The following is a 24,248-nucleotide window of genomic DNA, read 5'->3' as shown; positions in this document are numbered from 1 at the left end:
AGCCTTATTTTTATCGAAATATACATTGAAAGGTGTAATGTAATATGTCTATAAATAGTACTAAATAAAAGATAAAATTACACGTCTGTTGTAACTTCATCGATAAGAATAGAAGTAATGAATACCAATCAATAACGCTTGACGATACTTACTCATTCTGAGATCTAAAACTACTTTGGCATATCTACAACATATAGTGTTGATGAATTCATCAAGTCGGTTAACTTGGCGGAGCTATTTGGCTTCCTTATTGGGAAGCCAAATAGCTGTGGTATTCCCAACTAGAATCTCGTTTTTTTCAGCGAAAATAAAAACAGCATATTTTTAACGATAAAAGCGCTGATTAAAAACCAGAGGAAAATGAAAAGCGCATCAATATAAGTAAGATTAAGACAAATGAAATAGGCTATTGTGATGCCAATAGCAGAATCGAGCTGATCGAATAAAATAAACAACTGCTTATTTTGCTTCGGATGTTGTCCCGGTGGTGCGCCGAGTCTCCTTTTCAACCAGGAGTTTGGCAATTCGAAAAGAACGTAACCTAAACCCACCAAGAACCCGGTAAATAAGCAAGAGGCAATGGTCCGTGGAATAATGGTGTCCTGTGTTTCGGTACAGAGTATTAACCACAGCGGTGAAAATAGCGCGGTAATAATGGGTACGACAATAAAACCGCGCCAAGTCTTGTTACGACCAAAATAACGTTGATGTATTGGAATAGCCCAGCGGGCAAAATAGTTTTTCGTCACAATCACCATGTGTAAACAACCACCAAGGATAACGGGGATAAGTAAAATCCCCCCGTGATAAAAACTATTGAGCATAAAGACTCCAGAAATGAAGACCGGTAAATAAAACAAATCCTGCCAGTGTTGTACTGATGATAGTGTTGAGACTCTTGAATTTATAAAATGGGCGATCCCATAGCATGGCGATACTGAATGTAAGGAGCGCTAATGTTAGTAAGAGATGGCTTAACCACGGCTCGATTATTAAGCTTATCAAAGTGTAACCACTGATAATAAATAAGCTCCAGAATACGGGCATACCAAGGTAGGAGAGTTGATTTTCATTCTGAATATTCCCGACTTCATTAAATACAGATAATCGCAGACAACCGCTAATAATCATCAAGATAATAAACAGGGAATACCAAGATTGATAACCAGAGAGATAAAGGATAATGGCTGGCGAGATCAAGTAAATCAGTTGATCCATAAAGCCATCGAGATAGCGGCCAAAGGAGCGGTCAATGTGTAAATTTCTGGCTAGAATGCCATCGAGCGCGTCGCCAAGCATGGCAAGATACAAAAACGCAATAGCCAGGTAATGCCAATGTTGTAATGCGGCTGCTACGGAGAGAGCGCTAAATACCGCTCCACCGATAGTAATATAGTCTGCTCTGTTTAGCTGGATGATGAAATGGTTACTGTTCATAATTTTTCCTTATGTGGAACGGAAGATAATTGGCCTTTCCCGAGCATATTGATCAGCGCAATCCGGTTTATTTTGCTGTTATGACGAATGTCAACAGGGATAGGATTAGCATAATAAATACGGGTAACTAGTGTGAGCGCTAACTCGTCTAAAATAGCGGGTAAATTTGTCGGTAGGGTGGCGCTTTCCAGTATCAGAGCGGCTCCGCCTAAAGGATGTAATACGAATGCGTTTTGAGTGACCTCAGGTAGTTCATTGATCCTTTTTTCCAGTACGTAGGGATGAATGATACGACCATCATCTAACAGCACCTGGTCTTTTACCCGTCCAAGCAACCAGAGCTGTCCTGTGGTATCCAGATAGCCAATGTCACCGGTACAGTGCCAAATGCCTCCTTGTTTACGTGGAAGTTTGTTTTCTTTCGTTGCTTGAGGGTTATCAATATAGTCTTTGAGCACATGGGGTCCGGCAACCAAGATTTCACCGATATTACCGGCGGAGAGTGGGATAATTTGTTGGGGGTTAGCAGTTATTTCCCGGATACATATTTCTGCTTGTGTAACCGGTTTTCCGACCAGATAACCATCATGAGTTGCCCAGTGGTTTAATTGAGTCGTCATTTCAACGGTACTGATCGGTTCAACCTCGGTGGAACCATAGACCACCAAATGCCGAGCATGTGGAAAGACGGTCAGGCAGTTTTTAAGTAGAGCCTTGTTGGCAGGTGCGCCGCCCACGATGACAGTCCGCACGTTAGGGAATGACAACCCTTTACTCTTAGCATAACCAGTGATTTTGCTCATATAGGCGGGAGCGCCGCTGAGACATGTGATACCTTTGTCTTGCACTTGTTTGACGATCTTCTGCGGATCGACAGTTGCGGGATGGGCAAAGTCAAAATCAGGAAGAATACTGCTGTTGCCGCAACACAATGAGTGCAGCACCATAACGGGGAAACTGTGTAGATCTATCTCATTCTTTCCTTCGGGAAAAAGCGTTGTTATGGCATAAAGTTGTGCTAGCAGGCTGTCATGAGTGCGGTTTGCGCCTTTGGGGATGCCGGTAGAACCTGAGGTAAAGGTAATTAACCCAGTTGTATCCGGCGGTAAATCTCGGTAAATAAAGTTATTCAGAGGTAAATGTTGACTGGGCGTTTCCAGCACTTTCATGCCCCAGATACGTTGTCCGATGACAAAACGTCGCAGTCGCCACAGTTCGGGGATCAGAAACCAGAATTTTCCTAACGTAGGTTGGGTGATAACCGCCGATAATTTGCTGTGTCGTAGTGTCTCCCGGAGTTGTTTTCTGGAAAGCCCCCGTTCAAGCATAACCGGAACCAGCCCCAATCCCAGAATGGCGATAAGCAATGGATAAAGTACTAAACCTGGTTGAATAATCACTAACAAGCGATCGCCAGCGACGAACCCGGCTTGGGTTAATAGACGCTGGAAATGGGAGGCATGAGAAAAAAACTCCTGAAAGCTTAAGCCGCTACTGTGATCCAATGAATGTGGCGCTTGCAGGGCTAAATGCTCAGGGTGTTTTTGGGCTGCATCGACAATGGGCTGACAAATATTTGTCATGCGATCCTCCTGTAATAAAGCGCATATTGATGCTTGGTGGCAGCAGGTGTATTGAAAAGCCGTCCTGCGGTCTTGAGCGATGTGTTATCTTCTCGCATCAGAGCACCTCCCAGACGTGGGTGAATGCGCCTAGAGCTCTGTTCAAATGAGTGATACAGCGTGTTGTACAGCCGACTACCTCGGTATTGCGGTGCGACTGCCACAGTTTTCAACAGTCCGATGGCGGGCTTATCGTCTTGCAAGACTGACAGACTCAGAATTAACCCGGCAATTTCGTCATTGGTGGTTTTAGCCAGAAATGACGTAGGATAACGGCAAAAAGGTTTAATAAACTCCTCACCGCAATACTGCTGAAATGTGGGCCAAGACGGCGTGGTATAAGCGAAATTCTCACCAAACACCGAGTCGATAAAGGAGTAAAGTTTAACTTGCTCTTGCGTCCATAATTCTGGTGTTAATGGCAGTAATGTTGCTTGAACATCAGGAAGTTTTTGCGCACGTTGATGAGCTTGTTGAAAGTTGCCTGCTATTGCTTGGGTATCGTCGAATATCGAGGTATAGCGGTAGCGAGTTTCAAAGCCTAATCCTTCCAATAAAAGAGGGTAGTAAGGAGGGTTATAAGGCTCATGCTCAAAGGGGGGCACATCAAAATGATCAAGTCGAACGCGGTAATGCCCGAAAGTTGAAAAGTTAATCGGTCCGTAGAGATTATGTGCACCATTTTCCTTGGCCCATTGTTCTAAGGCGCTAAACAGTATGGTGTTGCTTGCTATGTCATTATCGGTTTCCCAGAAGCCGAAAAATGCGGCAGGTCGGTTATCAACGAGATGAGGTACTAAAAAGCCGGCAAGACGGGTTTTCCCTGGAATGCAGCCAATCCAGGCTTTGCTGTAATTAAACCAGGCATTTTTGGGGCTGAACTGCTGTTGCACTTTTTCCCTGTCTTCACCAGGCCAGAGCGGCCAATCGCGATAAATAATGGGAGGAAGGTCAAGAAAACCTTCAGGCAGTGGATTGGCCGGAGACCATTCTCCCATGAAGATATTAGACATGTTCACTCCTTGCTGTCTGTTCTTCTGCTGTGGTGTCGTGCAAGCGGATAACACTCCCGGTTGCGCCATCCATGCATACCCGATCGCCATCTTTTAAAATTTGGGTGATCGCCGGAATGCCGACAATGGCGGGGATCCCCAGTTCACGAGCGACGACGGCAGAATGCGAGAGGGTGGAACCGCGCTCGATTAGTAATCCGCCTGCGGTAGGAAATAACGGTGCCCAACCGGGATCGGTACGTACGGTGCACAGGATCTGACCAGCCAGCGACATTTCATCTTGTGGGTTTTTAATTAAGCGGATAGTTGTTTCAACCTGTCCTGGGTAACAACCTATGCCCTGTAGCACCCCGCTATCAGTTGGAGCTTGTTGTTCCTGATAGGGATAGCTGTAATCTTGCTGTTGATACAGTGAACCTCTAATGAAAAAGTGATGAGCAGGTTCATCCTCTGTTTCGTAGTTGGCATATTCTTGCTTGCGTATAGCAACTAAAGGCTTAAGTTGGGTCTGTATTGCTGTTCCTTCGTAGCCGCTGTAGATCTCCTCTAACGTGAGATAAAAAATATCGCGGGGTTCAGCGAGTATCCCTTCTAGTGCATATGCCTGACCAAGTTGTAGGAAGATATCCCGATACAGCCCAAACATACGAGTTCGGGTGAAACGCATATTTTCCCGGTGGCGTATCGCTTGACGTAATTTCTGCAAATTCTTTTTGAAGGCGTTCATACGTCTGGAGCCAAGTCGCTCCTGTATTTGCTGAAATGCGGTATTTTCAGCCTGAGTACGTAATTTTCTTTCCCGGCTGGATAGCGTCTCTGGAGTGAGAGTATCGATAGCAAGGTAGTTTTTTAGTATTAGAAATAGAAAACTGGGATCTTGTTTTAGGGTGATGGTTTCCAGCTTCAATTCACCCATCGTGCGATCGCCATATTTTTTAATATAATCAATGCATTGCTGGTAGAATGGCTCATCGAGTGGGCGTACTTGGGTCAGCAGGGTACGAGCATCACCGAAGGTCAACAGGTTGCACAACTCAGGGTGCTGGCGTGCATATTGGCACATCTTTAACAGCACCTTGGTCGGTTGGGTGCTTTCAATATCTTCATCCCCAGAGAGAAGATCGCCTAATAGTGCAGATGAATTCTCAATACCGGCATCAACCAGCCCTCGATGTACCCGGCCATTAAACATCATCACGTAGAAGTCGTTCAGGATCGGTGTTGTCCAGCGTCGTAGCAGATGTTCATCCAGATATTTCAATTTCTCGATCAGTTGGCCGCTGTTGCAAGTATGCAGCTCTGTTTGTTTTATGGCGGCGGCATGCCATTTAAACTGTTCTAAAAATAGTTCTACCCGTTGATCCATAGTCCTAAAGGCATATAGCAAGCGCAGGAGTGCCCATCCCATTTTTGGCAGTTTCTTTGTTTTATCGCCCAGTGAAAGTGTTTTATCCTCAATAAAATCAACCGGGTCTTCCAGCCCCATCATTCTTTCCATATCTTTTTTATTGGTTTGGAAAGAGGGAAGTAATAGTAGTCCTTTGTACCAATTGTTGATGTTGTAATAGATCCTGCCTTTAACTAAGCCGAGCATATTTTCCAGCATGGAACGATGCTGATTAACCTGCTTATCTGAGCAACCTAAAGCACGTATTGTCTGTTCATAAACGGTAGCATAACCTGCCCGGGCAAAAGAGAAAGTCAGTGGTGTTGTTATTCCACAATAAGATTCCTGAATATTGGAGTTATCGAAGATAATATGGCGTTCGCTTTTATCATCCAGACGTGGCAATCGGGTTATTGGCCGGGTCTGTAGAATAAAGATTTGGTGATTTTGAATCGTCCATTCGATATCTTGTGGACATCCCCGTGCTGCCGCGATTTCTTTGCCAATATCTCGTAATGCATAGATTTCATTATTGGGTAAGGTCGGTTCCCACTGTTTTTCTTTCGCGACGGGTATTGTTACTGTACCGCTGCCGTTGATGGTATTGAAAACAGTTGCTGTCTCTTTTTGTGTGATATGGCGTTCTATTTCAGGTGTAGTGAGATGAACTGAAAATTCGTCGGTATCGCATTCGCCGGAAACTACGCCTTCCCCGGTTCCCCAGGCGGATGAGATTAGGCAATGTTGTCTGCTACCCGTAACTGGGTGAGCAGTAAACATGACACCAGAAACCTCACCGGCAACCATGTTCTGAATGATAACAGCACTACTTATATTGCCCATCGGTAGCTGTTTGTGTAGGCGATATTGTAATGCGCGTGTGTTAAAAGCTGAGGCCATCACAGCACGTAAGCTATTGGCAAGTGCTAATTTACCCCGTTGAAATAGGTAGCTGTCCATCTGCCCGGCGAAAGAGGCATTGGCCGCGTCCTCGCCAATGGCTGATGAGCGAACAGCGAAAAATGTATCTGGGTGATTCTCTGATAAGAGAGCCAATTCATCTTCTAATTCAGTAGGCAATGGAATCGATTGTAGCCACTGACGCAATGGAGCAGCAATAGCGTCGAGTTTTTCCTGGCTAATATCATGTGGCACGGCAGCTAATTGTTCCACAATGTTAATCGCAAACGTATCGTTGATTAATAAACTGTTCAGTACCTCGCTGCTGATGACCCAATAATCAGGTACAGGGAAACCGTTTTGCGTAAGCCATAATAAATTAGCCGCTTTACCGCCTAAGGAATGTTCCGCTAATTCAATAGCGTTATCTTGCGTATAGAGATATTTCATGTTATTCCACCAATGCAGCAATAGTACACCTTGCTTACATCATGGCCCTATCTGCGCGTAATAATATTGGCGTAGGTCAATCAATAAGACACGAATGTATTACAAGCTATTGCTGCACCCTTATTTTAGAGGAAGAGTAAATTAAATAGTTTATTCGGTTGACTATTGGTTCCGCGTTAATGAAATAAGCCAGCGGAGCGTTTTCATCGTGCGCTCCATAAATGGATAACCAACAACATTGTGTGCCATCATATAAAGCGGAATCCTTCTCATCCATAAGTCATGCAGCGCTAATTCATAGCCACGATGCCAAATTATTGGATCGAGGGAAAACCCCGATTTTTGCTCAAGTTCAACCCGATGTAGTTCAATATAATAAGCTACCTTATCTGCATCACTTTGTGGGTCTAAGCTAAAGGCCAGAAGTTCTGCCAGATCGCGTTGTGGTAGATGCACAGTAGACAACTCCCAATCCCAAGCGCATAAACGTAACCCGGTTTCCTGTTGCCGGAAGGCAATATTGCGCGGGTTGAAATCACCGTGGATCAATGTCCTTGGCATCTGTTCGATTTCTTTCCACCAGGTGGCGGCATTGTCTACCCAGTACTGGAAATCTTTCTGTTCTTCGGCGGTGAACAACTCAGGGAACATTTGGTGGATAAAATTGCCCAGTTTTTGCCACAGGGGTTTCATCTGTGAAACCGTATCGGCATTCGCAATTTGCAGTTGTGGGAACTTCCACGTGAGCTCTTCTTCTTGTCCCAACCAGATAGAGTGAATATCAGCTACTCCTCGGATGGCAGCTTCAAGGTGGCGCTGCTCCCAAGGTGTTTCTAGGTTAATGTTGTTCATTAACACCATATCGTGGAGCAATTCTTCAATCAGGGCATAAGTTCCGGTTGCTTCGTTTTCAATCACACCATAGATAACGGGAATATAGCGCATCAGCCGTGGATCTTGCTGATTCATAATAGCCAGCTCACGACTATGGCTTTGGTTAAATTCAAGCTGATGTTCAAAATCCTGGAAAACGGCAAACAACTCAGGAGAACAGTGTTTGGCGATATCCAGTACCATATTAACGACCTCACTCCCCAGAGGTTTCAGTTTCAGCATCACGGGTAAATTATTCTGTGCGGATGTCGTCATGGAAAAAGGAAATAAGCCAATTAAACGTTCCGCATAATTTGAGCTCAGATGTGTCAATATGCTGTGTTCATCACCGCCAGAAAACTTGGGTTTGATTGTGGTCAAATGGGCCCCTTGCAAAACAGGGTTAAGATTTGCCTGTTGAAAGAAGGAGAGATCAAGTTCCTGTGGGGTGTGCGCAATAATATTGTTAGTGGTGACAGGGCGATAGCGGCCAAGTTTTTCGTGCGATTGAGCGAACTCATCCGCAGCAATGGCTGACAGTGTTGAAATATCAAGGGCCAGACAATAGCTGGCGATGATCTCAGCCAGGCGGGTGGTGCCGTTTTCATCGGTGCAGCCCAACATGTCCAGACATTCACGTTGGTGTGGTAAATAAGTTCCTCCACCGATGGTACCGACGATCAGAGAGGGCAGTGTAATACTGCAATAGACGCGGTTATCGGCAGTTAATGTCATGTGTAAATGGGCGACTGACGATTCATGTACGCAGGCAATATCTTGCCCTAGAGCGGTAAACATCCCAGCAATCACATTTGCGGCATTAATATTTATGCCGATCATCCCTGAGGCGATAGCTCCTTCGCAGACATGATGATAAGCCATGACAAGTTGTTGTGGCGTGACTCGCAAGAGTTGCTGGCAGGATTCAGCATCCAAATAAACCTCAGCGACTACACGTGTCCCACGCCCTTCGATGAAAGGTTGATAAGACACCTTTTTATCACTAGATGTATTACCATCGATCATAAAGTGACGCAGTGGTATAAACGCTATTTTGGCTAACTGTTGTTGGATCCATTGACATGCATACCAAGTGCAGATGGTGGTCATATTTTGGCCTGCCGCTGCTGCTGTATTATAGATGAATTGCAGATGGACGCTGCGCCCGATGATTTGTGGCTTTATTTCCAGCAATTGTGCATGTTTGGAATGGCGTCCTATTTCATACCGTAATTCGCTGATATGTTCTTTGATCCAATCACTAAACATAATGCTATGCGAGACGCTATGAAATTCAAAACGAGGAGCTCGTATCATGCGTTGACCAAGTACACGCGCGGTTGTTCCTCCCGATTGCGTAATAGCGGAAGAACCACGGGATACCGAAGCAATTAAAGCGCCTTCTGTGGTGGCAAGTGGAGCATAATATATCCCTTGAGCGTATTGTCCCTTTATCAAGATAGGGCCGGCGATTCCCACGGGGATTTCTATTGAGCCAATAAATCCCTCAATGGTTTTTGTGAGTTTGGTCGCATCCAGATGGGTATTTGCCACGTGTTCCAATGTATGCCCGGTATGTTTTGCCAAATAATCCAGACGTTTTTGTCGGGCTTCCTCGGTGTAGGTATAGAGGTGGCGGCGTGGCAATAATTTCACTTGGGTTGTTTCTGTCCGGGTGGCAGGTGCCTCTTGGTGTTTTTTGATGCTGAATATGTCACGCGACAATTCTAGAATAGAACCTCGCGCACAGTTTTCTATGTGAGCAGTGGTATTATCTAATGCATCACTTACATATGATTGGATATTCTTTTGCAACATAACTATATTTCCTTTAATACCTAAGCAAACCCAAGCTTTATTAAGATGCTGGCAGCGCAAACTGAATAACCTAGCACCATGAATATTCCCACGACAGCTTCATCTCGTTTGCGATTTTGGATGGTGGGGTTACGGAGGAATTTACTTAATTGCCATAGACACAATGCATAACAAACGACCAAGATAATTAACGCCCATAACGCTATACCATCAGTGGTGATATGGAGTAGCCAAATTTGTAATATCAACATCACGGTGAGTAACACCGCGATAATAGCGACGGCTCCTTTTCTGCCGAAAATAGATGAATAAGTCGGTATTTCCAGGCGCTCTTCATCCGGACCTTTACACTTGCGTGTAATTTCAAAACTGAATCCAGAGAAAAAGCACAACCCCATCAAAACCCATATTGGGAAAGTGAGTGCGAGGTTGGGACTGGCGATATTGCCCAACCACCAGATAATGAGTGGCATTACCAACATATGGGAAATGGCATACCAAGTCAGATGTTGGTTTAACCATTCACCGATAAAGAACTCTTTCCCCATAAGGCAGGTCCAGATGAAGACCAACAGCCAGGCAAAAGTAACTGAGCCAATTCCCCGATCTAGAAATAGACTTCCACCTAATTGCAATGCGATACAACAGATACCAAGTACCCGTAGATTTTTCAGCGTAATAATACCGCGCTGTAAAATCCGCTGTGGATGATGTTCACAATCCAGTTGGTAATCTTTATGCTCATCGAATATCCGTAATAGTAAAAAATAGGAGAAGGACATCAGGCAACCGAGCAGGATCTCCCATGACAAAACCGGCTTTTCCCCTATTGAATAAAAAGCTACGGAATAGCTGATGATATAAAAGATAAAGAAAAGCGGCGCATTTTGTAGCGGGAAACGCTCATCCATCCATAGCTTTATCCTCTTACCAATGAATTTTGAATAAATATCTTGGCCTTCCATACACTGTTCCTATTTATTGTATAAGGATTAAACTATATGCATCTGTGACAATTTAGCCCAAGGATAATCAATCAAGAAGCAAATCTTAATAAATCCTATGCGTGTTTTTTAGCATTATCTCTCTAAATAATTTAAAAAATACGTATGGACTAATGCCATACATTAAGCCAAAAGTTTGCAATCGGCTATAATCAGTATGTGTAAATTTTAATTTCAGTATGCAACTTATGTTTACATTTTTTTCTATAACTGTATGTTTATGAGATATTTTTGTTTCCATTTAGATTAAATAATCATGGGCTTTAATATCATATTTCAGACAGATATAGATAAGTTCTTCTCTGTTATCGACGACAACTTTGTTCCGTGAATAAATTTTTTTTGGGCAAAGTTACTGCATATAAAATACCGGAATAAAGTAATAAATGATTAGTAATTGTAATTGAATTAGTGATGGGATGTTTTGATTTAGCGCAGTTTATAGTCAGATATTACCCCAATAATTAAAAGGTAAAATTTACAGTTAGGTCTGTATTGGATTCTTGATGTAGGATCGGGCGAATGCCGATATATTTTGGCTAAATAGCTACGTTACTTTATCAAGTAAGGAGTCTGAGCTGTGTTAGGAAAAATCCACAATCTTACTCTGCGCTGGTTTATTACTGTCCGTGATAGTCATTTAGTTGTCAACCAGTATAAGCAGGAAGAGGTTAGTTTCAGCGACGAAGCCAATGATCTGATTCTAATAGTTATTCGTACAGAATTAGGGTTGTGTGTTAAAAATTTGGTAGATACGATAGCGTTGAAGTTCATGCTTACTGCTCTTTGTGCGGGTTTGTTCCAATTGGCTGAGTGTATAAAAGCGAGTTTGCCGGAGGGCGCGGATCAGTATGATTCTGCGCGATTATCATGTTGATCAGGGTAGAAATTCCAGTAGATGCAGCGGGAATAGATCAGTTATTACGGAAATCTTTTGATACCCCGGCAGAAGCGGAATTGGTCCAGCAATTGCGGGAAGATGGATTATTGACGTTAGGCGTGGTTGCCACAGATGACGAAGGCCAGGTAATCGGTTACGTGGCTTTTAGTCCGGTAGATATTAATGGTGAAGATCACCAATGGGTTGGTTTGGCACCGTTAGCGGTTGCTGAAGAATATCGTCGGCAGGGGATTGGTGAAAAGCTGGTGTATGAAGGTTTGGATAGCCTGAATGAATTTGGTTATGGCGTCGTCGTTGTTTTAGGTGATCCACATTACTATTGCCGGTTTGGTTTTACGCTTGCCAGTGAGCACCAGTTGCATTGCCAGTGGCCAACGTGTGAATCTTATTTTCAGGTATATGAATTAGCTGACAGTTTTTTGGCTGACCATAAGGGGTTGGTTACTTATTCCCCATACTTTGACTGTTTCTAATTAATGCTAAATATTCTGCTATACAGACGGGCTGGCAAATAACCAGCCTCTCTTTTTGCTGTTTACTTAATTGTTTTACTTGATATTCCAGTTGTGATGCGCTGGATCGGTTGCCGGCATGACTACTGAAAACTAGCTGTAACGGTCCTTTCCCCCTCAGTGATTTTGCTCCTTTCCCGTTTTCATGTTGGGCAAAACGGCGGTGAATATTTGTTGTTATCCCGGTATAAAGCATGCCTGATTTTGTTTTCAGTAAGTAAAGAACCCATTGATTTTCTGCCATATAATTTTTTTCTGAATTTTCTATTTTTGATATTTATCTTTTACTCGAACGTTTTTCTATATCATTTTTCTGAATAATTTAGTTTAAGTTATTATAATATAACAGTTTTATAAAACCTGTTACATATCAATTTGCTATACGCTGCATAGTTTATTCAAAAAAATTGAAATAAAATAGCAATAATTGCTAATTTTTATTCCGGCCTTTAGAGCATACTATGATCCACATCACAGAGAGTAACTCATTCCACTAAAAATTGATCAAGGATCATAGTATGAAAAACGTAAAATATATCGCTGTTGCTTTAGCTTTAAGTGCTATCTCTTTTGGTAGTATGGCGGCAAAAGAAGTTCAAACTTCTTCTTCTCCTAAAGCTGGTGTCGTTTCTGTAACGGGGGTTGATACTTTGGAAACCCTAAGTGCCGAATTGTCCAAAAAAGCTGACAAAGCAGGCGCATCTTCTTTCCGCATTATTTCTGCTAGTGGTAAGAATCAATTATCAGGTGTTGCTGAAATCTATAACTAATTTATAGTAGGGCATACTGAACCCTGGCCCTGTCAGGAGATATCAGAACACGCCGTAGGATGATGTTTATCCCGGCGTGGTTCTGGACTTCCGGCAGATACAATCCTGCTATTGGAGAGAGAGTGAACACCACTGAAAACTTTCAGATTATCCACAGATACCTCGCAAGACAGCATGTCCTAACGCTTTGTACAGCAACTGGTGATGATATTTGGTGCGCGAATTGCTTCTATGTTTTCAATGCCGATGAGATCGCGTTCTGGTTTATGACCGAACTTCATACTCGCCACGGTGAAATGATGCAGGTAAACCCGCAGGTTGCAGGTACCATTGCCGGGCAGATTCGAAATATTGCGCAGATAAAAGGTATTCAGTTCAAAGGGGAAGTCATTCGTCTGGAGAGTGAAAAAGATAAAGCTGCCAGAGCACGTTATTGCTGCCGTTTTCCTGTAGCAATTGCGGTTAAAACACCTATTTGGCAACTGAATCTCAGTGAAATAAAAATGACCGATAATACGCTTGGATTCGGTAAGAAAATTTGCTGGCAGCGATAAAATTACCTTAATCTATGGATAATCTGGTTGTGGCTACCACGCCATCGTAAACCGGGTTCATAGAGGTCTTGTATAAACTTGCCATCCACTAGCACATTAATATAGCTGACAACTTCCCGTTGAATTTCGCTAAGTTCCCTTAGCAGATAACCCGTCCAAAGCCAAATGTCCTTGTCTGGGCACTCTGTTGTGACCCGTTTTACCAATTTCAGGATCGCGGGTGCGTTGTCTGGATGTAAGGGATCGCCGCCAGACAAAGATAGCCCTTGCCGTTTAATGCGTTTGTCCTGTAAATCAGCAATAACGCGGTCTTCCATTTCCTGTGTAAATGGTTGGCCAGAATTTACCCGCCAGGTACTTTTGTTATAACAACCGGGGCATTGATGTTCGCACCCGGCGACAAATAGTGTGCAGCGGGTTCCGGTGCCGTTGACCACATCAACAGGGTAGTATTGGTGGTAATTCACGTTGTTAGCCTGCCTTAAATTAGTCTAATTTCCTATTTGTCAGATGTTTTACTCTGCGTTTCACTTCTTCCTGCTTGCCTGCATTGAATGGGCGGGCATCGGGGCTTCCCAGATAACCACAGACGCGGCGGATGACTGATACTCTGGAAGGTTCATGATTGCCACAACGTGGACAGGTAAACCCTTTACTGGTACAGGAGAATTCACCGGTAAATTCACAGTCATAGCACTCGTCGATAGGGGTATTGGTACCGTAATAAGGAACGCGTGAGTAGCTGTAATCCCAGACATCTTCCAGTGCTTTCAGATTATGTTGCAGATTAGGATACTCGCCGTAACAGATAAAACCGCCGTTTGTGAGTGGTGGATAAGGGGCTTCAAAATCCAATTTGTCATAAGGATTGACCTTCTTTTCAACGTCAAGATGGAAACTGTTGGTGTAATAGCCTTTGTCTGTTACCCCTTTGATAACACCAAACTCAGCGGTATCAAGGCGGCAGAAACGGTCACATAGGTTTTCACTTGGTGTGCTGTACAAACTGAAACCATAACCCGTTTCTTTTTTCCATTGAGCAGTGGCTTTTTGCAGATGATCAACAATTGAGAGTGCTTTTACACGCAATTGTTGATCATCAAATAGATGAACCTGATTGCCATACAATGCATTAATGGTTTCATGAATACCAATATAGCCCAGAGAAATAGAAGCCCGACCATGTTTAAAGATTTCCGCGATATTATCATCGGCTTTTAAACGAACCCCACAGGCACCTTCCATATAAAGGATTGGTGCAACTCGTGCTTTGACACTTTCCACGCGGGTAATACGGGTCATTAGTGCTTGCTTTGCCAGTGCCAGACGCTTGTCCAGTAGTTGCCAGAAATATTTTTCATCTCCTTTGGCTTCGATAGCAATCCGAGGCAGATTCAAACTGATCACCCCTAAGTTATTGCGTCCTTCATGAATTTGCTCACCCTTTTCCTCATAAACACCGAGGAAACTGCGACAGCCCATTGGGGTTTTAAAGGAGCCTGTGACTTTAACTACTTGATCATAGTTAAGAATATCAGGATACATGCGCTTACTGGCACATTTGAGAGCCAGTTGCTTGATATCGTAGTTAGGATCACCAAGCTTGTGATTCAGGCCATCACGGATAGCAAATACCAGTTTGGGGAATACCGCTGTTTTATGATTCTTACCTAAACCAGCAATGCGGTTACGTAGAATAGATTGCTGGATTAGGCGGGATTCTTTTGACGTACCCAGACCAAAGCCAAAAGTAACAAAAGGAGTCTGTCCATTGGCGGTATGCAGTGTATTAACTTCATATTCCAGTGATTGGAAAGCGTTGTAACACTCTTTTTCTGTTTGTGCTTCGGCATAAGATTTTTTATCGGTGATATCCCACTGTTCGGCAATTGCCAAGTGTTTTTCATAGCTGGCTTTAACGAAGGGCGCCAATACTTCATCTATACGATTGATAGTGGTACCGCCATAAATATGGCTGGCAACCTGCGCGATAATTTGAGCCGTTACCGCTGTTGCGGTTGAAATGGATTTTGGTGGTTCTATTTCAGCATTACCCATTTTGAACCCATTGGTTAGCATGCCTTTCAGGTCGATTAGCATACAGTTAAACATTGGGAAAAAGGGGGAATAATCGAGATCATGATAGTGGATTTCTCCTCTTTCGTGAGCCAATACCACACTGCGGGGCAGAATATGTTGTTTGACATAATTTTTAGCAACAATCCCGGCTAACAGATCCCGTTGAGTTGGAATCACTTTGCTGTCTTTATTTGCGTTCTCATTGAGCAGGGAAACGTTACTCTGTTCAACTAAGCCACGGATTTCTTGATTAAGTCGGCTGTGTAATTCTCGGACAGTATCCCTGTCATGACGATATTGAATATAGTCGCGGGCAAGATGCTTATAGTTGTCTGCTATCAATTGCTTTTCTACTGCGTTCTGAATATCTTGCACATCAACTTGCCTGTAGACAGCCATTAATTGCGTTACTGTGGATGCAACTTGGATACAATACTCATCATCTGTCATTCCAATGGCAGAAGCAGCTCGTTTTACGGCATCTCTGATACGGCTCTTATCAAATGGTTCCTGACGGCCATCCCGTTTTATCACAACAGTTTCCACAATATGACTCCTTGAGAATGTTGCCCAAAAGGGCAAACCATTCTCGTTCTGATATTCAGCTTAAAGATAGATGTTGCTATATATAGTGATATTTTTATATTTAAACACAATATATGGTTATTTTGAGTGAGATAATCACGATCTCATTTGATCTGAAACAAAGAATAGAGACTTATATTTGAGGTTTAGTGAGAAGTAAAACCCCTTGGTTAGTAACTAACCAGGGGGATAGAAAATAAGACAGGGATTATTTACGAATCGCGATAGCTTCGATTTCGATTTTAACGTCTTTTGGCAGACGGGCTACTTCAACGCAAGAACGTGCTGGGAAAGATGCATTGTGTTCTTTGAAGAATGCTTCATAAGTTGCGTTAACAGTGCCGAAGTCATTCAGGTCTTTAACGAAGACTGTTGTTTTAACAATGTCACCGACAGTGAGACCTGCTCTCTCAACGATAGCTTTAACATTTTCCAGTGATTGGCGAGCTTGAGCGGCGATATCTTCTGCGACATCACCTGTTGCTGGATCGACTGGGATCTGTCCGGAAGTGATGACCATATTGCCTAGATCAACACCCTGAACATATGGACCAATTGCAGCAGGGGCTTTATTGGTATTAATCTCGTATGACATAGGTTCTCCTGTTAATGTGATAACTTAATGAATATTTCATCAAGGATACTATTATAGTATCCGCTTCTGCCTCAGCAACTGACATAGCTCGTTTAATCGTTGAGTATTACTACGTTGCGGTCAAACTCTTTCTCGCAGTATTTACAGGTCAGCACCACATCTTCTATTGTCACTTTGACTCGAAAACTGCTTTCTACGGGTTCATTGTGGCTGATACAGTTGCTGTTAGGGCAGACTAATACACTGTCGATACGCTCAGGCAAGTTAATGGGGAGTTTCTTCACAACCTCATAGTCTTCAATACAGTTCACCGTTGCATTTGGCGCATACATAGCAAGCTGATTAGCCTGTTGTTCTGTCAGAAATGTGTTTTCGATTTTGATGAGATCTTTTTTTCCTAACTGATTGGAAGGCAGGTTCAGGCCGATGGTAATGCGTTGATCGGTTTCAGTCAGCTTAAATAGAGAGAGTAACTTGAAACCGACCTGAGCTGGGATATGGTCAATCACCGTACCGCATCTAATGGCTTCGACTTGTAGTTTATGATCGTGGGTCATAGTGTTTTGTATGAATACATTTTAGTGACAACTTTCTGTATTCATCCTCCAGATATATTGTTAAGAATCGACACGCCTTCCATTTTAGGCGGTGTTATCCTGTTTATCCAGATAAGACGTAGATAAATCAATATTATCTTACCGTTGTTATTCCATATATTTAGCTTTAGCCATCATTGTTATAAGATCACTATGTTGAGTTTATTTATTTTGGCTATTTTGTTTTAATTATTTATCTTATTGTAAACTGTTGTTTTTAAATTAAAAGGCAATTTAATATCTTAAAATTAATGGTTAATAATAGATTGATTTTAAAGAACTTTATTTAATTAATGTTTGTTGGTAATTTAAAGGTTAATAGATTATTTATGTCAAGGATTTAGTTTTAAATTAATATGTTTATTTTATAAAGTCATTATTAATAATATGATTTATTCCATTAGATAAAATGAAGAATAAAACTTTAAAATATTTATTTAAATAATGAGCGCGTAAATATATTGTTTGCTTTTTTTATTGAAAAAATGTTTTGGTCGGAAAATCATTAATGGAACTTTAATAAATGATTGTTATGAACATTTAGACATTATTTTGATAATGTATAGATTCAAGCAACAATCAAACTTTTAACCTTAGAATAAATGGTTTTACTAAACTCTGAGTGGTTAGAAAAAGTATTATTTAAAATTAATTTACATAACCTTATTAATGAAAATTGGAAAGTTTCTTTTATTTGTATTCATTATCGTAATGATTAACTTATTATTAACCCTTAGTTTTGGTAAGTTATTTAAATTTAACCTTGAGGAAATTATACTTGCATGTAATGCAAATATTGGTGGCTCAACAACCGCCGCAGCGGTAGCGATTAGTAGAGGTTGGATAGGCTTAGTTGGTCCTATTATGGTTATTGGAACGGGAGGATATGTGATTGGCAACTATATTGGGTCGATTGTTTATTTTGTTGTTACAGAGATTTTGTGAAATTAATCATAATATTTTCAGGCGAATATTAAAAAATTATAATTTCATTAGGCTATTTTATTTTCCCGCCTTTGTCGTCAAAGGAGGGGACCGGGCAGCGTGTAGACAAAAGTGATGGTTTTTGTGCGCACTTTAACTGCCCGGAGATACTGTCTTGCTCACGGAATGGACAAGACATATTTTGGTACCACATTCGGTTTGTCTTCTATACCGAAGGTGGTAAACAAACTGATTAATTGCTATTCCAGAAGAAAATAATAACCCATTATATTTGTGGATAAAAAAGTACTTTCTCTGCTTTAATCATTCATTTAAAACTAAAGATAATAGAGCCTGGCGAGCATAAATACCATTCTCTGCCTGTTGGAAATAATAAGCATAGGGCGTTTTATCTACATCGACAGTAATTTCATCAATACGTGGCAACGGGTGCAGAACTTTGAGGTTCTCTTTCGCTCCGATCAGATCAGAGGCGCGCAGAACAAATTGTGCTTTTACGTTGGCATATTCGGAGGGATCGAGACGCTCTTTCTGTACACGAGTCATATAAAGAATATCTAGCTCCGGTAATACTTCTTCAATATTAGCGTGTTGGCTGTAGGTTGCACCTTTTTCATTTAGCATATGAAGAATGTGGTTTGGCATTGCCAATGCTTCCGGGGCGATAAAATAAAAGTGATTGCCATTAAATTTCGCCAGCGCTTGTGATAGCGAATGGACAGTGCGGCCATATTTTAGGTCACCAACCATAGCGATATTCAGACTGTCCAGCCGTTGCTGAGTTTCCTGGATAGTGAACAGATCCAGCAAGGTTTGAGTTGGATGTTGGTTAGCGCCATCACCGGCATTGATAATCGGAGTGTCGCTGGAAAATTCAGAAGCCAGACGTGGGGCACCTTCTTGCGGATGGCGTATCACGATGGCGTCAACATATTGGCTAATAACGGAAATAGTATCGGCTAGCGTTTCACCTTTCTTGCCCAGAGAGGTGTTGCTGCTGTCCGAGAAACCGACAACTGAAGCGCCAAGGCGGTGGATTGCTGTTTCAAAAGAGAGGCGAGTGCGGGTGGAAGCTTCGAAGAAACAACTAGCGATAACCTTGGGTTTCAGCAATTCAGGTTGTGGTCTGGCTTTCAGTGCGGCAGCAGTCTGCAACACCAATTCCAGATCTTCGCGGCTCAGATCATTTATTGAGATGATATGTTTGCGATATAACGGATTAGCCATTTTTCACTCTCCTCTAATGCTGACATCCGGGGTGGCGATCATGAATTGATTACCAGGCAAAAAAAAGCCCCTCAATGAGGGGCGTTAAATGATTGGTTTAGCAACGGGAAAACAATGATGATTGGCTGCCTTCCTTCAGGCAGTTGCACTTTGGCTTGACAAAAATAAGCGCTGTCTTTCATGATTTCTCCCGGCAAATTGTGGCGCATTATACTCGTGAAAAATCTTACAGCAAGCATTTGGCCGAAGAAAAATAATATTGGCAGGATCACATCTTTAAAGACATAATCCTGCGGATATCCCAACTAATTAGATTTTAAGATCATTTGCTAGAGTTGCTACCATTACTGCTTTAATGGTATGTAGGCGATTTTCTCCTTGATCAAACACAATGCTGTGTTCTGATTCAAAAACTTCATTAGTAACTTCCAGCCCTCCATACATATTAAATTCAGCAGCGAGTTGTTTGCCTAATGTTGTTTCTTCATTATGAAATGCTGGCAGACAGTGCAGGAATTTTACCTGTGGATTGCCTGTCATGTTCACCACATTCATATTCACTTGATAGGGTTTCAGTAGGTTAATTCGTTGTTGCCAAACTTCTTTTGGCTCGCCCATAGAAACCCAGACATCGGTATAAAGAAAATCGGCATTTTTAACCCCTTCGGCGATATTTTCCGTCAGAGTAATTTTACCTCCTGTTTTTTCAGCCAGTTTCTGACATTCAGTCACCAGAGCGGCATTGGGCCAGTACTTTTCAGGGGCAATCAACCGAACATCCATGCCCGTTAGTGCCGCGGCTTCTAGCATGGTGTTACCCATATTGTTACGGGCATCCCCTAAGTAGGCGAATTTGATTTCTGACAATGGTTTTTCTGGTTGATGTTCCTGAATAGTTAGCAGATCTGCCAGTAGCTGAGTTGGGTGAAATTCGTCTGTTAGCCCATTCCATACCGGAACACCTGCATATTTTGCCAGTGATTCAACGATTGTCTGGGCATAGCCGCGATATTGAATACCATCATACATACGGCCAAGTATATGGGCGGTATCTTTGATCGATTCTTTATGGCCAATTTGGTTGCCACTGGAACCGAGGTAGGTGATATTTGCTCCTTGATCGTAAGCTGCCACTTCAAATGAGCAGCGGGTACGGGTGGAATCTTTTTCAAAAATCAGCACAATATTTTTGCCTGTTAACAGGGCTTTTTCTGTACCAGATTTTTTAGTCGATTTTAATTCAGCAGCTAGCTTTAGCAAGGCATGAATTTCTGCTGAGGAAAAATCAAGTAGCCTTAGAAAATGACGCTGATGGAACGGATTCATTGTTTGGTGTCTCCGCATTTATTGTTTGCATTTAAATTCAATCTATATCTATAAAAATGCAATTTCAACTCCGTATTAGATTTCTTTGATGTAAACAGTGGTTAGCCCGCCTGTGGTGTGGGAGAATGAATATTGGGACGGCCAACTGCTTGAGGATATTAGGTATGGCAAATCAAAGAGACTTAGAAGAACAACGTGAAGAAACGCGCCTTATTATTGAAGAGTTACTGGAAGATGGTAGTGATCCAGATGCACTTTATGCCATTGAGCATCACTTTTCTGCTGAGGACTTTAATCTGTTGGAAAAGGCAGCGGTTGAAGCCTTTAAACTGGGTTATGAAGTGACTGATGCGGAAGAATTGGAAGTCGAAGATGGGACTATTCTGATGTGTTGTGATGTTATCAGTGAGTGTGGATTGAATGCAGAATTGATTGATGCCCAGGTTGAACAGTTGGTGAATCTGGCTGAAAAAATCGGCATTAATTATGACGGCTGGGGCACTTACTTCGAAGATCCTGATGAGCAAGATGAAGATGATTTGCCGGAGCAGGGTGAGAGTAGACTTCATTAGTATAATCAGTATGTTAAGAATCCTGTGTTAGCTCTGGTCGTGACTGATACATGTGATTCAAAACAAAATAGTCCTTATCTGCTTTGGCGAATAAGGACTATTGCATTTTAATAGACTATTTTATCAAACCATGTTCTCTGACTTTTGAGAGTATGGTTCCCTTCCTGATTTGGTTTGCCTCGGTGATTTCCCTTTTTAATTCTTGTCCTAGCTCATTAGAAACCAGATCATTATGTTTTTCTGCCAGCTCGCCTAATTCTTCTGCGGTGTGAACAATGCCGGTGACTTTCCATGCCAGTGACAGACCTTTTAAGGCTACCTTAGCTACCGGATGTGGCGCGATCGCGGCGGCTGTGTCCAGTGTGGCACCGACAGTCGCCCCCAGTGATGCTCCGGTAATTAGCGTATCTGTTGCGACCTCTTTTAAATCATCAGTTGCTCTTTGCAGCTCTTCCAGCTTTTCTGGGGTGACGGTAGCAGTGGCAGCACCTGCCTTAAATACCTTTTTTATACCCTCAAAAGTGAGGCTAAAATTGTTAATTGCATCGGTACCTGCGGCTTTCGTTAGCGCGGTTTTGTTGAGTTCACCGACATTGCCAGCCGCGGCAAATTCTCCGGCAGCCGCCACTAAACTTGCCCCTTCTTTTATTGCTTGAGCGCCAGGGATTTGTCCTTGTGCAAGGTGTTCTGCGGCTTCTTTACGTCCAGCTATGTTATGGGCCATTTGCTTAATGGGGTCATAACTTTCTTTTAAAGCACTCGCTTTTTGGGTGATTTTGCTGACTTGTTGATCACCATAGGATTCAGAGGCAGGAGAGGGCATCTGAGGCTTTTCAGCCTGTTGATTTCTGTGCTTGTAAAGTTCGTATGCCATACCGCCAACGCCTAATGCACCTGTTGCTACGGTTTTAAATATACGCCCATCTTCATCTATGCCAGTCATTGGATTATTTCTTACCATACGGTACAAATTTAGGCCATCCACTGTTCCAGCAGGGTCAGCGCTTAACCATCTACCAGCCCACGGTTGATAATAACGGTAGCCATAATAGTACAGTCCCGTTGCATCACGCTCTTTGCCTGAATAACGAATGGTTTTGTAACCGGCTTCAAGCTGATTTCTTGCTGCCCATACCGCAGTACCGCCATAGGGGTAATATTCTTCCCAACTGATAATTTCTCCGTCCATATCCAGTTCTAGTTCGCTGCTATGCGTAAGATTATCGTAGTTGTATCTGACTTGATCGTTATTTATGCCAGTGGGTTGGCCTTTTTCCCAGTGTAGCACGCGTACTTGTGCTCTCCCTGCTTGCCCGACAGTAATAACTTGCAGCTCTTCGGTGATATTGGCGCCGCTTTGTGTGGTGTGTAATTCTAATCCTGGCAGGTAAGTGACGCGTTGTTGTTGCGTGGCATTGGATGTTTGCTGTTCATTTATTTTCAGTAGCCGTATTCCGTCACTGTCATAGCGGTACCACTCACGCGCGGTGTTACCACTTTGGTTCACTTGTTGTAGTTCTCCTCGTGATGTCCAGTTTAGCGATTGTCCTGATAACAGACTGGTTTGATGACCACCTGCATCAAAGAATGTGTCAACGAGATTAGGATCGTTGGTTAGGGTACTAAGGACACCACGGTTATTACAGTTTGAGAGGGTGATATTTGTGGTGTAGTTATTGTTACTTACCGGCGCGCTATGCCGGATTTGTGTCAGGTTGCCGCTATCGTCGTAGGTGTAAGTGCGAGTGTAGTTAGTATAGGTATTGTCATCGGTAGGAAGAGGGGTAATTAAAGGGGGGAGCTGGCTTCCTTGCTGACCAATGTTAGCCATTTCACGGCCGGTTGCTTTGATGAGTTGGTACAGAGAATCATAGGCATACGCATTTTCTGGTACTATTTTCTGATTACGCCAGAACCGGGTTGCTTCTGCATCATTACGAATACTGATTACATTGCCAACCGGATCATATTCATAACGTAAATCCTGTAGTGGTTTTGTACTATCTTTCGTCCGGCGGGTTGTAATGTTAATTAACCGTTGGGTTTCTGGTTCATAGGTATATTCCGTAATAACGCCGTTACCGTGTTCTTCTTGTAATTTTTGTCCGGCTGCTGACCAGGTAATCGACTGCACAATAACTTTTTCGGATTGGCCTTTTAGTGTTAACCAGCTACCTTTCAATTGACCTGCTACATCATAGGCCAGCCGCTGTATATTTCCCTTGGCATCGATTTGGGTTAGCAGAGTACCAACGGCATCAGTTTGATTTTGAGTAGTGAATATGTTGTCGTTCAGTTTTGTACGCCAACTATTTTCGTCATCACTAAGCCAATTAGCTTCCAGATCGTCGGCTATTAATTGACGAGATTGCGATAAAACCGATCCTGTTAAGGACAGGCTTGCCAATTGTATCAACCCCGCCGTGTCATAATGGCGTATACATTGTCCGGCGAGATTCTGGTTTTTCTCTGCATTTGTATTACTTGCCCAAATAAGGCGCTCCGTGGTTTTCTCGTTCTTTTGTATTAACTCGGTGACAGCCAGCAAGCGGCCGGGCAAGGTATTACCTTCATAGTGATGGGTCTGACGAGCGCCGATTGCATTGATAGTCAGCATTGGGCGTCCTTCGATATCGTTCAAGGTAATCGTTCGGCCAGCATCGATACTTTCTTCACGCAGTGTATTTCCAGCAAGGTTAAAGACACGAGAGAAGTTTGAGTCACTCTGATTTTTATATCTACGTGGGTCCGTGCTTTTTACTTGAAATCCTTGAGTATTAAATTCATGACGAGTGAGCAATTCGCTGCTATTGGTTTCATCAGCCTGAGTACGCAGGTATTCCAGCGTACGTATATTCAACCCTCGATTATCTAGTACGCTGACAGATGGGGTATTTCGGTTAATTGCAGAATTGTAACGACTCATATTGCAGCTCCTTATGCTGTTTTAATCTGTTAGTCGGCTTAATAGTAACGACTTGAGACTTTACTACGGAATGAATAAAATCTTTAACAGAATAGTATGATAATTTTTGAGATTGACAGTATGAGAATTAATATTCCAATAGATAGGAATAGAATG

At 42.6% G+C, this 24,248-nt stretch carries 21 protein-coding genes; 6 read left to right on the top strand and 15 right to left on the bottom strand.

The window, feature by feature from the left end; all coding sequences use genetic code 11:
• Window positions 1-281: 281 nt before the first annotated feature.
• The 7 genes from KZ793_RS08540 to KZ793_RS08510 all read right to left on the bottom strand — a co-directional run bounded on the left by KZ793_RS08540 (window position 282) and on the right by KZ793_RS08510 (window position 10,465).
• Complete coding sequence (locus KZ793_RS08540; RefSeq protein WP_225814963.1) at window positions 282-824, bottom strand: CDP-archaeol synthase; 543 nt, start codon at window positions 822-824, stop codon at window positions 282-284.
• Complete coding sequence (locus tag KZ793_RS08535) at window positions 814-1,437, bottom strand: CDP-alcohol phosphatidyltransferase family protein (RefSeq protein ID WP_225814962.1); 624 nt, start codon at window positions 1,435-1,437, stop codon at window positions 814-816. The genes KZ793_RS08540 and KZ793_RS08535 overlap by 11 nt, the downstream gene beginning before the upstream one ends.
• Window positions 1,434-3,020, bottom strand: a complete 1,587-nt coding sequence (locus KZ793_RS08530) for a fatty acid CoA ligase family protein (RefSeq protein ID WP_225814961.1) — start codon at window positions 3,018-3,020, stop codon at window positions 1,434-1,436. The genes KZ793_RS08535 and KZ793_RS08530 overlap by 4 nt, the downstream gene beginning before the upstream one ends.
• A complete protein-coding gene (locus KZ793_RS08525; protein ID WP_225814960.1) occupies window positions 3,017-4,072 on the bottom strand; it encodes a hypothetical protein in 1,056 nt (351 codons plus the stop codon). The genes KZ793_RS08530 and KZ793_RS08525 overlap by 4 nt, the downstream gene beginning before the upstream one ends.
• Window positions 4,065-6,809, bottom strand: coding sequence for a phosphoenolpyruvate synthase (locus KZ793_RS08520; RefSeq protein WP_255619243.1), 2,745 nt, complete (start codon window positions 6,807-6,809; stop codon window positions 4,065-4,067). Before KZ793_RS08520 ends, KZ793_RS08525 begins: the two co-directional genes overlap by 8 nt.
• 162 nt (window positions 6,810-6,971) lie before the next feature.
• Window positions 6,972-9,500, bottom strand: a complete 2,529-nt coding sequence (locus KZ793_RS08515) for a phosphotransferase (protein ID WP_225814958.1) — start codon at window positions 9,498-9,500, stop codon at window positions 6,972-6,974.
• Window positions 9,501-9,520: 20 nt separating this feature from the next.
• Window positions 9,521-10,465 carry a prenyltransferase gene (locus KZ793_RS08510; RefSeq protein WP_225814957.1) on the bottom strand — a complete coding sequence of 315 codons (945 nt, stop codon included), beginning with the start codon at window positions 10,463-10,465 and terminating at the stop codon, window positions 9,521-9,523.
• A 619-nt stretch (window positions 10,466-11,084) separates the two neighbouring features.
• Here KZ793_RS08510 and KZ793_RS08505 point away from each other — a divergent pair.
• Both KZ793_RS08505 and KZ793_RS08500 read left to right on the top strand, forming a co-directional pair.
• Window positions 11,085-11,381 (top strand): hypothetical protein, encoded by a 297-nt coding sequence (locus KZ793_RS08505; RefSeq protein ID WP_225814956.1) that lies wholly within the window; start codon window positions 11,085-11,087, stop codon window positions 11,379-11,381.
• Window positions 11,375-11,878, top strand: a complete 504-nt coding sequence (locus tag KZ793_RS08500) for a GNAT family N-acetyltransferase (protein ID WP_225814955.1) — start codon at window positions 11,375-11,377, stop codon at window positions 11,876-11,878. Before KZ793_RS08505 ends, KZ793_RS08500 begins: the two co-directional genes overlap by 7 nt.
• Here KZ793_RS08500 and KZ793_RS08495 read toward each other — a convergent pair.
• Window positions 11,847-12,161 (bottom strand): GIY-YIG nuclease family protein, encoded by a 315-nt coding sequence (locus KZ793_RS08495; protein WP_118984573.1) that lies wholly within the window; start codon window positions 12,159-12,161, stop codon window positions 11,847-11,849. The two genes, KZ793_RS08500 and KZ793_RS08495, sit on opposite strands and share 32 nt — an antisense overlap.
• A gap of 274 nt (window positions 12,162-12,435) precedes the next feature.
• On the opposite strand from KZ793_RS08495, the gene bhsA reads away from it, so the two are divergent.
• Entirely contained in the window at window positions 12,436-12,687 is a 252-nt protein-coding gene (bhsA, locus tag KZ793_RS08490; protein ID WP_118984572.1) for a multiple stress resistance protein BhsA, read from the top strand.
• Window positions 12,688-12,809: 122 nt separating this feature from the next.
• Window positions 12,810-13,241 (top strand): YhbP family protein, encoded by a 432-nt coding sequence (locus KZ793_RS08485; RefSeq protein ID WP_225814954.1) that lies wholly within the window; start codon window positions 12,810-12,812, stop codon window positions 13,239-13,241.
• Between the two features lie 2 nt (window positions 13,242-13,243).
• Here KZ793_RS08485 and nrdG read toward each other — a convergent pair whose 3' ends face one another.
• The 4 genes from nrdG to pyrI form a co-directional block, all read right to left on the bottom strand.
• Window positions 13,244-13,708 carry an anaerobic ribonucleoside-triphosphate reductase-activating protein gene (nrdG, locus tag KZ793_RS08480; protein WP_225814953.1) on the bottom strand — a complete coding sequence of 155 codons (465 nt, stop codon included), beginning with the start codon at window positions 13,706-13,708 and terminating at the stop codon, window positions 13,244-13,246.
• 19 nt (window positions 13,709-13,727) lie between these two features.
• Complete coding sequence (nrdD, locus tag KZ793_RS08475) at window positions 13,728-15,866, bottom strand: anaerobic ribonucleoside-triphosphate reductase (protein ID WP_225814952.1); 2,139 nt, start codon at window positions 15,864-15,866, stop codon at window positions 13,728-13,730.
• 247 nt (window positions 15,867-16,113) lie between these two features.
• A complete protein-coding gene (gene ridA / locus KZ793_RS08470) occupies window positions 16,114-16,500 on the bottom strand; it encodes a 2-iminobutanoate/2-iminopropanoate deaminase (RefSeq protein ID WP_118984568.1) in 387 nt (128 codons plus the stop codon).
• 92 nt (window positions 16,501-16,592) lie between these two features.
• Complete coding sequence (pyrI, locus tag KZ793_RS08465; RefSeq protein ID WP_225814951.1) at window positions 16,593-17,057, bottom strand: aspartate carbamoyltransferase regulatory subunit; 465 nt, start codon at window positions 17,055-17,057, stop codon at window positions 16,593-16,595.
• A gap of 708 nt (window positions 17,058-17,765) precedes the next feature.
• Between pyrI and KZ793_RS08460 the strand changes: the two genes are divergently transcribed.
• Window positions 17,766-18,041 carry a DUF819 family protein gene (locus KZ793_RS08460; protein WP_225814950.1) on the top strand — a complete coding sequence of 92 codons (276 nt, stop codon included), beginning with the start codon at window positions 17,766-17,768 and terminating at the stop codon, window positions 18,039-18,041.
• Window positions 18,042-18,344: 303 nt separating this feature from the next.
• On the opposite strand, the gene pyrB is transcribed toward KZ793_RS08460, so the two are convergent.
• Both pyrB and argF read right to left on the bottom strand, forming a co-directional pair.
• Window positions 18,345-19,268: an aspartate carbamoyltransferase gene (gene pyrB, locus KZ793_RS08455; protein WP_225814949.1), complete on the bottom strand. Its 924-nt coding sequence runs from the start codon at window positions 19,266-19,268 to the stop codon at window positions 18,345-18,347.
• Window positions 19,269-19,577: 309 nt separating this feature from the next.
• Entirely contained in the window at window positions 19,578-20,594 is a 1,017-nt protein-coding gene (gene argF / locus KZ793_RS08450; protein WP_225814948.1) for an ornithine carbamoyltransferase, read from the bottom strand.
• A 164-nt stretch (window positions 20,595-20,758) separates the two neighbouring features.
• Here argF and rraB point away from each other — a divergent pair, with 164 nt between their 5' ends.
• Complete coding sequence (gene rraB, locus KZ793_RS08445; RefSeq protein ID WP_118984564.1) at window positions 20,759-21,166, top strand: ribonuclease E inhibitor RraB; 408 nt, start codon at window positions 20,759-20,761, stop codon at window positions 21,164-21,166.
• 115 nt (window positions 21,167-21,281) lie between these two features.
• Here the strand turns inward: rraB and KZ793_RS08440 are convergent, their stop codons facing one another.
• The gene (locus KZ793_RS08440) at window positions 21,282-24,092 is read right to left on the bottom strand and encodes an RHS repeat-associated core domain-containing protein (protein WP_225814947.1); all 2,811 of its coding nucleotides are present in this window, start codon (window positions 24,090-24,092) and stop codon (window positions 21,282-21,284) included.
• Between the last annotated feature and the right edge of the window lie 156 nt (window positions 24,093-24,248).

The organism is Photorhabdus antumapuensis (assembly GCF_020387775.1).
Lineage (GTDB): Bacteria > Pseudomonadota > Gammaproteobacteria > Enterobacterales > Enterobacteriaceae > Photorhabdus > Photorhabdus antumapuensis.
The sequence above is the reverse complement of the archived record's forward strand: the minus strand, read 5'-3'. Positions and strand labels throughout refer to the sequence as shown.